This window comes from Bacillus sp. 204(2023) (assembly GCF_037027505.1).
In the GTDB taxonomy this organism is placed as follows: Bacteria; Bacillota; Bacilli; order Bacillales; family Bacillaceae; genus Bacillus; species Bacillus subtilis.
The window spans coordinates 565,813-578,853 of the sequence record NZ_JAXCHE010000001.1 but is presented as its reverse complement, the minus strand read 5'-3'; the positions used below and the strand labels follow the sequence as shown (position 1 = coordinate 578,853).

Sequence of the window (13,041 nt, the reverse complement as noted above, 5' to 3'; positions counted from 1 at the left end):
CCTCCCCTATTAGCCTAGTTTTTCGGCTTTAACTGTATTGTTTTTCGTATACCATATAAATTTTCCTGTATAACCATAGATAATTGCAAGACCTATTGCTACAAAACTGAGCCACATAAACGGCAGATAAGAGAAGGTAGAAACACCTAAAATACCAGCCATGTAAATCCCATTATCAGACCAAGGAACCATCCCCGAAGTCAATGTTCCCCCGACCTCTGAGTTACGTGATAACACTCTTCTGTCCAGATGTAAGCGATCATAGCTGTCTTCCATAATTTTCGGAGTCAAAATAAGAGATACATACATCGCACAGCCGAAGATGTTTGCTAAAAACGCTACGATCAGTGTAGACAATGTGACATTGCCGGCTGAAGTTAATTTCTTTTCAAACGTTGAAACAATGACTTTTAACACGCCGAGTTTCTCAAGCAGACCGCCGAAACCAAGGCCAAAGATGATGACGACGAGAGAATCAAGCATACCGACAATTCCACCGCGGTTTAACAAGCCGTTCAAAAATTCAACATCGGTTTTAATAGAGAAGCCGTTGTACGCAGTTGCAATCGCATGGGCAATATCCATTCCTTGGAAAACAACAGCCCAGATTGCACCGAGTAAAGCACCAATTACGATAACCGGCATAGATGGCTTTTTCATCGCCAATAAGACTATGACGACAACTGCCGGGATCAGCATCCAAATATGAATGTCAAACGTGTTTTGCAAAGATGATTTTAAAAATTCAACTTTATCAAGATCAATATTTTTCCCGCCGTACATAAATCCAACAACTGTAAAGAGTATAGCTGTAATGACATAAGCAGGTATTGATAAATAAAGCATTGCTCTCACGTGAGCCAATACATCGACTTTTGATAGTGAAGAAGCTAGAACTGTACTGTCAGACAGCGGAGACAGCTTGTCCCCGAAATAAGCACCTGAAAGAATAGCTCCCGCTACTAGAGGAAGCGGAATGCCTAAACCCTCTCCAATTGCGATCATGGCAATGCCGGCAGTTCCGACTGTTCCCCATGACGTTCCTGTTGCCACAGACATAATGGAACAAATAATTAACGTTGCCAGCAAAAAGATACTTGGGTGAATAAATTCCAGTCCGTAATAAATCAAAGTCGGCACAACGCCTCCGGCAATCCATGTTCCGATGAGCGCCCCAACTGAAACGAGAATCAGTACGGCTTCAAGGCCATTTGATATCCCATGTACAATCGCATTTTGTAAATCTTTATAAGAATAACCGAGTCTTATACCTAAAAGCATTGCAATAAACCATGAAACAAAAAGCGCCAGCTGTATCGGCAAGTCGAGAAAGACTGTAAACGATAGAACAAGTGCTAAAAATACTCCTAGTACAATAATAATTTCAAATAGTGTTGGCAATCTTACATCCTTCAAAAGAAGTCCCCCTTCATGTAAAAGCTAAAACGCTTTCAATATATAGTGCAACACGTATACTATACTTCCTCATCCCTATGTTGTAAACAGCTTATTCATCCGACTATTCGGAGATGAATAAGCTGTATTTTGTACAAATTTTATTTTTCTAATAGTTCTTTCCCTGCGATACCTGGTTTGGTCATCTCATATGGGTTTAAAATAATATCCAATTCTTCTTCAGTCAGCACATCATGCTGCAGACAAAGATCCCGGACAGATTGCCCTGTCATAATTGCTTCCCTGGCAATTCTAGCTGCCGCTTCATATCCAAGATGCGGATTGACTGCAGTGATCACTCCAGCGCTTTTTTCTACATATTGCTTCAACCGCTTTTCGTTGGCTTCGATGCCTTTTAAGCAATGATCAGTGAACGAACGGAAGCCGTTGTTCATGATGCTGATGGATTGAAGCAAATTAAAGACAAGCACGGGCTCCATGACGTTCAACTCAAGCTGGCCCGCTTCTGAAGCAAGGCAGATTGTATTGTCGTTTCCGATAACCTGGAACGCAATTTGGTTGATCAGCTCCGCCATAACCGGATTGACTTTCCCCGGCATAATAGATGAACCCGGCTGACGTGCAGGCAGAGAAATTTCCGCAAGTCCGGCGCGCGGCCCCGACGCCATTAAGCGCAGGTCGTTTGCGATCTTCGACATGTTCATCATGCAGACTTTTAATGAAGCTGATACCTCTGTATAGGCATCTGTATTTTGTGTCGCATCAACAAGATGATCAGCGCCGACAAGAGGAAGCCCGCTAATATCAGCAAGGTGCTTTACTACCTGTTTGATATATTCAGGATCAGCGTTCAGCCCTGTACCAACAGCAGTTGCGCCCATGTTGACTTCATACAGGTGCTGGCGCGATTGCTTGATTCGTTTGATATCACGCTCGAGAACACGGCTGTAAGCTTCGAATTCCTGGCCAAGACGGATCGGAACCGCATCTTGAAGGTGTGTCCGGCCCATTTTAATAACAGAGTCAAACTCCTGTGCTTTTTGCTTAAACACACTATGCATATCTTCCATTGTTTTCAGCAGTTTTTCCAAGAGCTTCAATGTGGAAATATGAATAGCAGTCGGGAACACATCGTTCGTAGACTGTGACATGTTCACATGTGTGTTTGGACTTAAATGGATATAATCTCCCTTTTTATGGCCCATGATTTCAAGCGCCCGGTTTCCGATAACCTCATTCGCGTTCATGTTCATAGAAGTTCCGGCACCGCCCTGAATCGGATCGACGATAAACTGATCGTGCCACTTGCCTTCCAGAATCTCGTCAGCGGCTTGTACGATAGCTTGGCCAATTCCTTCATACAGCCGTTTCACGTCCATGTTGGCAAGAGCCGCAGCTTTTTTCACAATCGCCAGTGCGTTAATCATTTCCTCATGGATTTTGTATCCTGTGATCGGGAAATTTTCAGAAGCACGGAGCGTCTGAATTCCGTAATAAACATCTGCCTCAATTTGTTTTTCCCCAAGGAAGTCTTTTTCCACGCGATATTCTTTTTGGCCGTTTAACATAATCTTTAACCTTCTTTCTCTTTGCTGGTTATCGTTTTTACATTTTACAGGACAACGTCATCAGCTATCGGCGTTTCCATAATTCTCTTGACGACAGGAAGATCCGAAGACTGACCTAGCGCCCACATCAATTTTGGCACAATTGCTTCTGTGTTCATATTTCTTGATCGGATAATTAAGTCTTGGTTGACTCTGCGGCCAACCTCGTAAATGCTCATGTCTTCGCCTTCTTCAAGACATTGAGTCGTAATGACGACGACAATGCCGCTTTCGATCAGTTCATTCACTTTTGACAAAATGTCTCTGCCTTCAAACGGCACCCCTCCGCTGCCATAACTCTCAATGACAATTCCTTTGTACATGCTTTTCAGGGCATCAAACATTTCGGGCTTTAAGCCTGGATGCAGCTTCAGCAGACATACATCTGTGCATAGTGAAGTGTCAACTGTGAAGGTGTCGTTCTCAGGTTCCGTTACTTGTTTGTTGTATTCGATCCCGTCTTCATTGATAAAAGCGATATATGGGTAATTGATGCTTTCAAATGCGTCGTAGCTTTTCGTTCTTAATTTGATCGCACGCGTTCCCTGAATGACTCTGCCGTCAAATACAACATAAACGCCGCCCACGCCTTCACAGGCAAATCGAATGGCATCAGTAATATTTTTTTTGGCATCGGTTTTTTGGAACGTGATCGGAATCTGCGAGCCGGTGATGACAATCGGCTTTTTGGCATGCTGCAGCATATACGATAGTGCGGCAGATGTATAGGCCATTGTATCTGTACCGTGAGTAATAACAAACCCGTCATAGGCATCATAATTTTCCTTAACGGCTTCCGCTATTTCCACCCAGTATTCAGGCTGCATATTGGTGCTGTCTATATTCATAAGCGACTGAGTTTCCATTGTGTAATCGTTATCAAGTTTTGATACGTAACTTAATAATTCATCAGCCTTGACTCCGGGAGCCAGCCCATTTTCCCCTTCAACTGAAGCAATCGTTCCCCCAGTTGTCAACATCAATAATTTTTTCATACCATGCACCTCTTCACTGTATCTAAAGATGGGTTGCGAGAAGGTATTCGCTTTTCGCATACTTTTAATGCAATTATAGACACGGAAAATAAAATACGCAAGACATTATTATTCAATTCGCGTACACTTCCTAATACCTATATGATATAATCAGCTCAAGGTGAAAAAGGAGCGGAAGTTCATGAATCTAGATCGTTTAACTGAATTGAGAAAAAAGAAAAATTGGTCGCTTCAATATACAGCTGACCTTCTCGGTATCGCAAAAAGCACATATGCCGGCTACGAGTCAGGCTACCGACGGCCTTCACTTGAAGCGCTCGCCATGCTGGCTGACCTCTTTGACACAACCTGCGATGAACTTTTAGGCCGCGAGAAACAAAAGCAGACTGCTCCTCAGGCCATAGAATTGGCCACGTGGAGCAGCCTTGACTTTACCATTTCTGTTGATGGCCAGCCGCTGAGTGAAGATGAAATCATCCAGCTGATTACCTTTATACGCACAAAAAGAAAAGTACAGGAGGAACTGAGTTAATCTTTAACTCACGGTTTAATTTTACCGTAGGTTCCTCCTCCTCCGGCTTTCAATTCCAGTTTTCCGGATCTCGCTTTTACGATAAGCGCCGCGGTTTTCGGCGGGACAACGCGAGCCAAATCTTCTTCTGCAGCCTCGTAAAGAACAGCCATTTCTGTTCCGAAGGCTTTTTTTAGTTTGTCCAGCGTTTTCGGGCCTACACCCGGAACAAATTGCAGCGGGATCTGATGTACATATCGCGGACGCGGGACGCGAACTTCAAGCTGATCACTCAATTCACGCAATCTTTCGCTGACTCCCTTGGTAAATCTGGCATTTCCGCAATTCGCGCACGCTGTTTCCCCGCTTACAGCAGGCTCTCCGCACGCTTCGCAAGCCGTCTGATAATATTTCCCCAATAACGGGTCCAAGCCATAATTTGCGATAATTTTCCTGTCATCTTGTCCCTTTAATGCAAGAGCAAATTCAGTAAAATCAGCTGACTGCACATATAGTTCATTATATTCTCTGCCGATTTTCCCCAACGAATGCGCATCAGAATTTGTTAAAAAAGGATACGGATTCAATTGCGATACGTGTGATGCCATGTCTGTATCACAGCTTAATCCAAGCTCCACCGCGTCTATCATAGATGGATCAAAAACCTCAGTTAAGCTTGATTTAACCCCTTTTCCATATAAGCTTTTATGCGGCGTAAAGATATGGGCGGGGATAAACAAGCCGCCCATATCCTGCACTTTTTTTTGCAGGTTTAAGCCCGTTTCATAAATCCGCTGCGAGCTTAAATGAATATTTTTCAGCCGGGCTGACAGCCAGTTTGAAAACTGTTTCATATCAGCCAGCGTCGGCATAAATACGAGCACATGGATCGGTCCGCTGCAGGCTTCATCATAAATCTCCAGCTCGCTCCCCAATAAAAGAGTCGTGCTGCGATAACGGATTCCTCCCCCATCAAGCTCGCGATATTTTCCAGATGAAATGCCTTCCTCAAGCTCTAGAATGACTTCCGGAGAATGACAGTCGATAATGCCGAGGAGTTCAATTCCTTTATGTTCACTGGCTTCAACCAAAATTCTGTCCAGCGTTAATGTTTTGGCGCCTGTTATTTTGACAGCCCTTCCTGTAAAGGTCCGGCCGATATGAATGTGCAAATCCGCGTAAATCTTTTTCATTTTTGTGCTTGGAGCGCTTCTTTCAGTTGAAGATACTGAATCGCGTAGGCTGTTTTAGCATCATATACTTCACGCGATTCAACCAGCTTTAGCGCATCTTCAAGCGTCACCTCCATCACTTCAACAAACTCGTCCTCATCAAGCTCCCGTTTTTCTTCAAGCACAGAAAGCTCCTCAGCAAGAAAAACGTGAACGATCTCATCTGCAAATCCGGGTGATGTATAAAACGCAGTTATTTTTGTCAGTTTTTTTGCTGTATAACCGGTTTCCTCTTCAAGTTCCCGAAGTGCCGTATACTCCGGCTCCTCACCTTTTTCAAGCTTACCGGCCGGAATTTCAACGATCGTCCGCTCAAGCGGCTTACGGAATTGTTTGACCATGATGATTTTCCCTTCATCTGTGACGGCTAGTACCGCTACAGCTCCAGGGTGTTTCACAATTTCACGTTTACTGGCTTTGCCGTTTGGCAGCTCTACATCCTCGACAAAAAGATCAATGACTTTACCCGAAAAGATCTGTTCTTTGGCAATTGTTTTTTCTTCTAATGATTTCATTTCTTCATCTCCCGTTCTGTCTCTATATGATGCCCCATACATTTTATCATACTAGAGCAAAAGGGGGCTTCTTCGTGAAAGTGCACCGCATGCCAAAAGGTGTTGTCTTAGTCGGAAAAGCATGGGAAATTCGGGCGAAGTTAAAAGAGTATGGACGCACATTTCAATATGTGAAAGATTGGATCTCAAAGCCATAAAAGTTGAAACTTTAGCTCCTTTATATTACGGTCAATACAAAGCCTAAAAAAGGAGTGTGCACATGAGAAAGCGCAAATTGGGTACATCTGATTTAGACATTAGTGAAGTCGGACTCGGCTGTATGTCTCTTGGAACTGAAAAAAACCAAGCTTTGTCCATTCTGGATGAAGCGATCGAGCTTGGCATCAACTATTTGGATACAGCGGATTTGTATGACCGGGGACGCAACGAAGAAATTGTCGGTGATGCGATCCAAAACAGACGCCAGGATATTATTCTGGCAACAAAAGCGGGAAACCGTTGGGATGACGGAAGCGAGGGCTGGTATTGGGACCCTTCAAAAGCTTACATAAAAGAGGCGGTAAAAAAGAGCCTTACACGGCTGAAAACAGATTATATCGACCTTTATCAGCTCCACGGCGGCACGATAGAGGACAACATTGATGAAACGATTGAAGCGTTTGAGGAATTAAAACAAGAAGGTGTCATCCGCTACTACGGCATTTCTTCCATCCGCCCGAATGTGATTAAAGAATATGTAAAAAAATCAAACATCGTCAGCATTATGATGCAATTCAGCCTGTTTGACAGACGCCCTGAGGAATGGCTCCCGCTTTTAGAGGAACATCAAATCAGCGTAGTCGCCAGAGGTCCTGTTGCCAAAGGGCTCTTAACTGAAAAACCGCTTGATCAAGCTTCAGACAGCATGAAACAAAACGGGTACTTGTCCTATTCATTCGAGGAACTGACAAATGCACGCAAGGCAATGGAGGAAGTGGCTCCCGATCTTTCCATGACAGAAAAGTCGCTGCAGTATCTGCTAGCACAGCCGGCTGTCGCTTCAGTGATTACAGGCGCCAGTAAGATTGAGCAGTTACGGGAAAATATTCAGGCAGCAAATGCACGGCGTTTAACCGAAGAGGAAATCAAAGCGCTCCAATCTCATACGAAACAAGACATTTACAAAGCTCATCGCTCATAGCAGAAAAACCAGCACCTGTACGGGTGCTGGTTTATTTATATTGATGCCAATCCATTTGGCTTTCATTTAGGAGTTCTTCAAAGCTCTTATTTTTTTCGATCTCTTTTTTCTTTCTAATCTGTTCTGCTTTTTCTCTTTCCTGCCTCTTTTCATCCTCTTCCTTCAATTGGCTCTTCATCTCCATAAGCTTTGCTTTGATATCGGATTGAAGGCCGTCTTTTAGCTGGTGTTTGTCAGCGGATTTTTGTTTTTTCATTCAGACTTCCCCCATGTTTTGTTTTGAAGACAGTTTATCACGGAGCATATACACTGAACAAGCAGACTCTCTTCTGATTACTTTCTCAGCGAAGCAGTGTTTAGGTATAATGATTTTAAACACGAATTACCTATATTTAGTTGAAAGGTGCTGTGACTTGTTGAAGAAAATCTTTTTGGCCATTGGCGCTCTCGTAACAGCTGTCATCGCAATCGGAATTGTTTTTTCGAATATGATTCTATACATCAAGAAAAAAACGGATGAAGACATTATCAAAAGAGAGACAGACGACGGACATGATGTGTTTGAATCATTTGAACAAATGGAGAAAACCGCTTTTGTGATACCATCCGCTTACGGGTACGACATAAAAGGATACCATGTCGCACCGCATGACACACCAAATACCATCATCATCTGCCACGGGGTAACCATGAATGTGCTGAATTCTCTTAAGTATATGCATTTATTTCTAGATCTCGGCTGGAATGTGCTCATTTATGACCACCGCCGGCATGGCCAAAGCGGCGGAAAGACGACCAGCTACGGGTTTTACGAAAAGGATGATCTCAATAAGGTTGTCAGCTGGCTCAAAAACAAAACAAATCATCGCGGATTGATCGGAATTCACGGTGAGTCGATGGGAGCTGTGACCGCCCTGCTTTACGCTGGTGCACACTGCAGCGATGGCGCTGATTTTTATATTGCCGATTGTCCGTTCGCATGTTTTGATGAACAGCTTGCCTACCGGCTGAGAGCGGAATACAGGCTCCCGTCTTGGCCCCTGCTTCCTATCGCCGACTTCTTTTTGAAGCTGAGAGGCGGCTATCGCGCACGTGAAGTATCTCCGCTTGCTGTCATTGATAAAATCGAAAAGCCGGTCCTCTTTATTCACAGTAAGGATGATGACTACATTCCTGTTTCTTCAACCGAGCGGCTTTATGAAAAGAAACGCGGGCCGAAAGCGCTGTACATTGCCGAGAACGGTGAACACGCCATGTCATATACCAAAAATCGGGATACGTACCGAAAAACAGTGCAGGAGTTTTTAGACAACATGAATGATTCAACAGAATAAAAAAGCGAAAGGCCTCTTCGGCTCTTTCGCTTTTTTATGTTACAGAACGTCGGTAATGCCATCCATATTTTCTCTTATCCATTCAATCGCAAGATCTATCGTTGTAAACTCCTGCGTCTCGAAGGTCATTTCATCCTGCAATAGCCAGACATCTTTCTTGATGGACTCTGCTCCTCCAATTGACCAGTGAAGCAAGGTATAGGGATGGTTTTGATTCAGGAAGGATACCCACGTTTTATTTTGTGCTGTGTTCTTCATTGCCTTCAGCTTTTGTTCCACGTTTCGCGTCTCCTACTTTACTAATATGCTCATTCTGGGGCTGAGCATTTCAGCCGGGCTTTTCAGCGCCAATGTTTTGGCTTTTTCATTGTAATCGATCGTCATTTGATCGTCAAAAAACACTTTTTGCGACGATTGGATATACAGCGGAATGCCGTTCGTTTCCAGCTGCTCGCACTGTCCCGTTAATTCTTCTGCCAGCCAGATTGTCGGGACACCGCTTACCGCGCAGCCGCATCCTTCTGCATCGTAACGAAGCTGGGCTTTTTTCCCCGGGTTGGCGTCAAACGCCTGCTGCAGTGCCTGTTTTGCTGCATCTGTCACATGTATGTTCATAAGGTGAAACCCCCGTTTTCATCATTTTTGCTATTGTAGCATACAACACTGCCATTCGCATTGTTTCTGCCTTTTTTCCACCGCTTCGCATTTTCTTCTGCAGTCTTGATCCACTCATCTTTCCCTTGTATGTACTGATTGATGCTGTCAGGGTGCTGGGCCGCCAGCCGTTTTTTGAGAACGGCGTATTCTTTCGCTATGTTTGGATGAGCTCTGAGATAATCTCTGAATAACAGATGCCTTTCAATAGCAGGGTTTCCCTGTTCGTACATATGGACATGATGAGTGCGTTTATTTCCGCCCTTTTGGAAATAACGCCTGCCCGCTATGCCGTTCTCACCTTTTGGTGTATAGCCGTTAGCCTTCATTTGTTCATCAAATTGGCTCACGGCTTCAATGCTTCTGACTTCAATTAACATATCAATGATTGGCTTCGCTGCCATGTTCGGTATTGATGTGCTTCCGATGTGATGAACAGCGATAATCTCCGGCCCGAACACAAGTTTCAGCCGTTCTTTTTCTTCATCGAAACATTCTGCCCATTTTTCGTTGTAGAGAATGACCTCAACTTTTCTTTTCGGATACAAATGAAAGACCGACAGCAATAGACCCTGCGCTGCTTTGACGGTTTCTGCCTTTTGGAATCCAGCCTGTGTATAGAGTGACACGGCCGGGGTATTGTTCTCGGCTGTGACTACTTCGATTTTCTCAGTGTCTTCATTATAATCAATGACAAATTGCAGAAGTGCTCGTCCAATTCCTTTTCTGAAACCGTCAGGATGCACAACAAGCCTGCAAATGGTGAGATGATGCATGTTTTTCTCATATGAAATGACACCGATCAGCTTGCCGTTTTTCCGATATCCCGCAAACCGTTCATGGGATGCTTGAATATCCTTCACCTTCTCTTGTAAAGCGGGAATACCGTCAAAACCGATAATCTCTGTTTCCTTTATGTAGGCGGGGATCTGTACGGCTAAAATCTCACGCGCTATCGTATCTTCCTTATGCTGGAGAAATTCAATCATTCGTGTTCTCCTGAAACAGCCGCTGTCTGTCGACTTTTGCGACGCGGACTGCATACGACTCGTACCAAACGCTTTTTCCTTTTTCTTTTGCTGCTTGATGTTCAGTGTGATGCCTCCAATGGTTAATTGCGTCCATACTGTCCCAATAGGAAACTGTGATGCCCCTTCCATCCGCTTCACGTACGCTTTCCACGCCTAAAAATCCAGGCTGATCCGCCGCAAGCGATACCATCCGCTCCGCTGTTTCTCCATATCCTGTGTCATTTTCGCTTTTGACAGAAGAAAAAATGACTGCATAGTAAGGAGGCTCAGGTGTTTTTGATAAAAAATTCATCATATTTCCCCCTCATATGTTTTTGACAAACAGTACCCTGTCTTGGCCTGGGCCATCATAGTTTGCAAACACTGAGATGCCATTTACCGTCTTGGTGCCCTTTTCAATATCAAACCCCAATTTTGTGTGATATGCGATTGATACCTTATTCACAGGTGAAGTGACGCACTTTACCCGGGTGCAGCCTCTTTGTTTTACTGTTTCGATAAATACATCATACAATTGTTTCCCAATTTGCATTTTTCTGAAATCTGGATGCACACCGGAAAAATGAATGTACGCCGTTTCAGAATCCGATTGCGATTGAAATCCGATTAAAAATCCCGTCATGCTGTTATGTTCGGATGTAATAAAGCTTGTGTCCTGAAAATGCTCAAAAAATAGTCTCGGCAATTTTTCTTTCAGCTGTCTGCCGCCCCACCATTCATTCAGTACAGACGTTACCATTTCATAATCTGAAGACGTGATTGTTCGAATATCCATTACGATTTGATCTCCCTCCGTCTGGCAAAACGAATGTCAGCTCTTTTTCTCACAATATAAAAATTATATTTTGCCTGGCTGGAATTGTAAATGCCTTCTTTCCTTTATCATACGTTTCCAGACTGCCGAGGGAACAATGTTTCATCATTTTAGCCTATTTCTCCCCCAAGCAGGAGGAGAGACTTTACAGCACAATATCAAGCACTTGATCAAGTCTCAGCTTATAAAGCTGATCCTCGTCTCCTTTTATCCATACTGCTTTTTCAAACTCTTCATACCGGCAGATCTTCCCGGTGCAGCGGACAATCTCACCGTCCTGAAAGCAGCTGACAGTGATATCCTGAGCGAACTCCATCGCGGCGCAAAGCGTTTGATTCATCTCTTCCAGCTTATCGGGGTCAAGGATCGGCTTTTGCAGCTTCTGTTTAAGTCGCTTTCTCTCCAGCAGGCTTTGCTTATGTTCCGGCAGAAACATCCTGCTCCCTTCCCACAGCAGGTTGCCCCTTTTTAAATGATCGTTCATTTATAATGCCCCCCTATTTTAGCCGCACGTTCAAATGCCTGGCCTGCCGCTGTCAGTGACGCCGCCCTGATGATTGCTGTGTCGCCGAATCGATTTTTAATGCCGTCCATCACATAGCCTAGGCTCATTTTCTTTGCATAATCCTGAAATAAATTGAGCTGCCATATGTCATCAGATGAGAGCTGAGACAGATTGACACCGAGACGGCGGACAGGTTTCCCGTCCCAAAATGTAAGAAACAGCCGGCGTACAGCCTCATATACATCCTGCGTAGAATTAGTCGGCTCTGCCAGCTTCACTTGCCGGTTGAAGCCCGTCGGCCAATCAAAATCAGCACCCCGGCAGCTCACTGACACCGTCTGCCCCATGACCCCGGCGTTTCGGCTTCGCCTGCACACTTCTTCACTCAGCTCAAGCAATACGACCTTGATTTCTTTGTCAAAGTGTTCGTAGTCTCTCGGGAGAGTCATTCCATGGCCTATCGCCTTTTGCCCGTCCAGAGACGAAGTTGACACAGGGGAATAGTCGATTCCGTTTGCCGTCATCCACAGCACGTGGCCGTTAATGCCCCATTTCTTTTTTAAAAGATCGAGCGGAAAAGCCGCGAGCCCGCCGATCGTGCTGATGCCCATTCGATTTAAATGATGCTTCATGCGGCTCCCGACGCCAAACATGCTGCCCACCGGGAGCGGCCACATTTCGGTTTTCATATTTTCTTTCGTTAAGGTAAAAATACCGTTCGTATTCTTTTTTGCAAAATTGTCACACGCAATTTTGGCCAGCGCTTTGTTAGGGCCGATTCCGACCCGTGCATAAACGCCGATCTCCCGCATGATTCTGCCCTGAATGCTTTTCGCGATCTCCATCGGCGTCCCAAACAGCTTCTGGCTGCCTGTAATGTCCATGAACTGTTCATCGATAGAATAAGGCTCCACAAGGTCTGTATACTCCTCGAGAATGGCCGTAATTTGCAGTGATACATCAATATACCGCTGCATACGCGGCCGGAGCACAACAGCCTCAGGACACTTTTCCTGCGCCTCCCACAGCCGTGAAGCATTCACCACACCCTTTTGTTTCGCCAGCGGGCAGGCAGCCAATACGACTCCGCCCCTTTTTTCAGGGTCACCCGAAACAATGACGGGCTTATTTTTCAAATATGGATTTTCCGCTTTCTCTACAGATGCATAAAACGATTGCATGTCAACGAGAAAAATCACTTTTTCTTTCATCATACACACCTCTAAAAAGAACTTATGTTCGTTTTT

The 13,041-nt window shown here is 44.6% G+C and carries 17 protein-coding genes; 4 read left to right on the top strand and 13 right to left on the bottom strand.

The features are described from left to right. Window positions 1–9: 9 nt before the first annotated feature. The 3 genes from mleN to ansA form a co-directional block, all read right to left on the bottom strand. Window positions 10–1,416, bottom strand: a complete 1,407-nt coding sequence (mleN, locus tag WA279_RS03155; protein ID WP_014480178.1) for a malate-H+/Na+-lactate antiporter MleN — start codon at window positions 1,414–1,416, stop codon at window positions 10–12. A gap of 140 nt (window positions 1,417–1,556) precedes the next feature. Further along, on the bottom strand, window positions 1,557–2,984 hold the full coding sequence (gene aspA / locus WA279_RS03150; protein ID WP_014480179.1) for an aspartate ammonia-lyase: 1,428 nt from the start codon (window positions 2,982–2,984) through the stop codon (window positions 1,557–1,559). Window positions 2,985–3,028: 44 nt separating this feature from the next. Beyond that, window positions 3,029–4,018 carry an asparaginase gene (gene ansA / locus WA279_RS03145; protein WP_004399032.1) on the bottom strand — a complete coding sequence of 330 codons (990 nt, stop codon included), beginning with the start codon at window positions 4,016–4,018 and terminating at the stop codon, window positions 3,029–3,031. 181 nt (window positions 4,019–4,199) lie between these two features. Here ansA and ansR point away from each other — a divergent pair, with 181 nt between their 5' ends. Beyond that, window positions 4,200–4,550 carry an HTH-type transcriptional regulator AnsR gene (ansR, locus tag WA279_RS03140; RefSeq protein ID WP_004399024.1) on the top strand — a complete coding sequence of 117 codons (351 nt, stop codon included), beginning with the start codon at window positions 4,200–4,202 and terminating at the stop codon, window positions 4,548–4,550. 8 nt (window positions 4,551–4,558) lie between these two features. Here ansR and WA279_RS03135 read toward each other — a convergent pair whose 3' ends face one another. Continuing rightward, window positions 4,559–5,722, bottom strand: a complete 1,164-nt coding sequence (locus WA279_RS03135) for a TIGR00375 family protein (RefSeq protein ID WP_336154242.1) — start codon at window positions 5,720–5,722, stop codon at window positions 4,559–4,561. Further along, entirely contained in the window at window positions 5,719–6,276 is a 558-nt protein-coding gene (gene nudF, locus WA279_RS03130; protein WP_251187842.1) for an ADP-ribose pyrophosphatase, read from the bottom strand. Before nudF ends, WA279_RS03135 begins: the two co-directional genes overlap by 4 nt. Before the next feature lie 74 nt (window positions 6,277–6,350). Here nudF and mciZ point away from each other — a divergent pair, with 74 nt between their 5' ends. Then, on the top strand, window positions 6,351–6,473 hold the full coding sequence (gene mciZ, locus WA279_RS03125) for a Z-ring formation inhibitor MciZ (RefSeq protein WP_003230420.1): 123 nt from the start codon (window positions 6,351–6,353) through the stop codon (window positions 6,471–6,473). Window positions 6,474–6,535: 62 nt separating this feature from the next. Then, window positions 6,536–7,456 carry an aldo/keto reductase gene (locus WA279_RS03120; RefSeq protein WP_167408268.1) on the top strand — a complete coding sequence of 307 codons (921 nt, stop codon included), beginning with the start codon at window positions 6,536–6,538 and terminating at the stop codon, window positions 7,454–7,456. 31 nt (window positions 7,457–7,487) lie between these two features. On the opposite strand, the gene WA279_RS03115 is transcribed toward WA279_RS03120, so the two are convergent. Further along, window positions 7,488–7,712: a YqkE family protein gene (locus WA279_RS03115; protein ID WP_003230416.1), complete on the bottom strand. Its 225-nt coding sequence runs from the start codon at window positions 7,710–7,712 to the stop codon at window positions 7,488–7,490. A gap of 160 nt (window positions 7,713–7,872) precedes the next feature. On the opposite strand from WA279_RS03115, the gene WA279_RS03110 reads away from it, so the two are divergent. Next, window positions 7,873–8,790 (top strand): alpha/beta hydrolase, encoded by a 918-nt coding sequence (locus WA279_RS03110; RefSeq protein ID WP_085186438.1) that lies wholly within the window; start codon window positions 7,873–7,875, stop codon window positions 8,788–8,790. A gap of 39 nt (window positions 8,791–8,829) precedes the next feature. On the opposite strand, the gene WA279_RS03105 is transcribed toward WA279_RS03110, so the two are convergent. The 7 genes from WA279_RS03105 to WA279_RS03075 form a co-directional block, all read right to left on the bottom strand. After that, complete coding sequence (locus tag WA279_RS03105; RefSeq protein ID WP_003230411.1) at window positions 8,830–9,069, bottom strand: YqkC family protein; 240 nt, start codon at window positions 9,067–9,069, stop codon at window positions 8,830–8,832. 12 nt (window positions 9,070–9,081) lie between these two features. Continuing rightward, window positions 9,082–9,405 (bottom strand): iron-sulfur cluster biosynthesis family protein, encoded by a 324-nt coding sequence (locus tag WA279_RS03100; RefSeq protein ID WP_003226552.1) that lies wholly within the window; start codon window positions 9,403–9,405, stop codon window positions 9,082–9,084. Then, on the bottom strand, window positions 9,402–10,433 hold the full coding sequence (locus WA279_RS03095) for a bifunctional GNAT family N-acetyltransferase/GrpB family protein (RefSeq protein ID WP_336154240.1): 1,032 nt from the start codon (window positions 10,431–10,433) through the stop codon (window positions 9,402–9,404). Before WA279_RS03095 ends, WA279_RS03100 begins: the two co-directional genes overlap by 4 nt. Next, the gene (locus WA279_RS03090; RefSeq protein ID WP_003230407.1) at window positions 10,426–10,770 is read right to left on the bottom strand and encodes an antibiotic biosynthesis monooxygenase family protein; all 345 of its coding nucleotides are present in this window, start codon (window positions 10,768–10,770) and stop codon (window positions 10,426–10,428) included. The genes WA279_RS03095 and WA279_RS03090 overlap by 8 nt, the downstream gene beginning before the upstream one ends. A 9-nt stretch (window positions 10,771–10,779) precedes the next feature. After that, window positions 10,780–11,250 (bottom strand): GNAT family N-acetyltransferase, encoded by a 471-nt coding sequence (locus WA279_RS03085; protein WP_015384025.1) that lies wholly within the window; start codon window positions 11,248–11,250, stop codon window positions 10,780–10,782. A 184-nt stretch (window positions 11,251–11,434) separates the two neighbouring features. Then, window positions 11,435–11,773, bottom strand: a complete 339-nt coding sequence (locus tag WA279_RS03080) for a YolD-like family protein (protein ID WP_003230403.1) — start codon at window positions 11,771–11,773, stop codon at window positions 11,435–11,437. After that, a complete protein-coding gene (locus tag WA279_RS03075; RefSeq protein ID WP_072175567.1) occupies window positions 11,770–13,008 on the bottom strand; it encodes a DNA polymerase IV in 1,239 nt (412 codons plus the stop codon). Before WA279_RS03075 ends, WA279_RS03080 begins: the two co-directional genes overlap by 4 nt. Window positions 13,009–13,041 lie beyond the last annotated feature (33 nt).

Bases quoted from the DNA above. Each gene is read 5' to 3' on its own strand.
- aspA (WP_014480179.1), bottom strand. From the start codon at position 2,984: ATGTTAAACGGCCAAAAAGAATATCGCGTGGAAAAAGACTTCCTTGGG.
- ansA (WP_004399032.1), bottom strand. From the start codon at position 4,018: ATGAAAAAATTATTGATGTTGACAACTGGGGGAACGATTGCTTCAGTT.
- ansR (WP_004399024.1), top strand. From the start codon at position 4,200: ATGAATCTAGATCGTTTAACTGAATTGAGAAAAAAGAAAAATTGGTCG.
- WA279_RS03135 (WP_336154242.1), bottom strand. From the start codon at position 5,722: ATGAAAAAGATTTACGCGGATTTGCACATTCATATCGGCCGGACCTTT.
- nudF (WP_251187842.1), bottom strand. From the start codon at position 6,276: ATGAAATCATTAGAAGAAAAAACAATTGCCAAAGAACAGATCTTTTCG.
- WA279_RS03120 (WP_167408268.1), top strand. From the start codon at position 6,536: ATGAGAAAGCGCAAATTGGGTACATCTGATTTAGACATTAGTGAAGTC.
- WA279_RS03115 (WP_003230416.1), bottom strand. From the start codon at position 7,712: ATGAAAAAACAAAAATCCGCTGACAAACACCAGCTAAAAGACGGCCTT.
- WA279_RS03100 (WP_003226552.1), bottom strand. From the start codon at position 9,405: ATGAACATACATGTGACAGATGCAGCAAAACAGGCACTGCAGCAGGCG.
- WA279_RS03095 (WP_336154240.1), bottom strand. From the start codon at position 10,433: ATGATTGAATTTCTCCAGCATAAGGAAGATACGATAGCGCGTGAGATT.
- WA279_RS03090 (WP_003230407.1), bottom strand. From the start codon at position 10,770: ATGATGAATTTTTTATCAAAAACACCTGAGCCTCCTTACTATGCAGTC.
- WA279_RS03085 (WP_015384025.1), bottom strand. From the start codon at position 11,250: ATGGATATTCGAACAATCACGTCTTCAGATTATGAAATGGTAACGTCT.
- WA279_RS03080 (WP_003230403.1), bottom strand. From the start codon at position 11,773: ATGAACGATCATTTAAAAAGGGGCAACCTGCTGTGGGAAGGGAGCAGG.
- WA279_RS03075 (WP_072175567.1), bottom strand. From the start codon at position 13,008: ATGATGAAAGAAAAAGTGATTTTTCTCGTTGACATGCAATCGTTTTAT.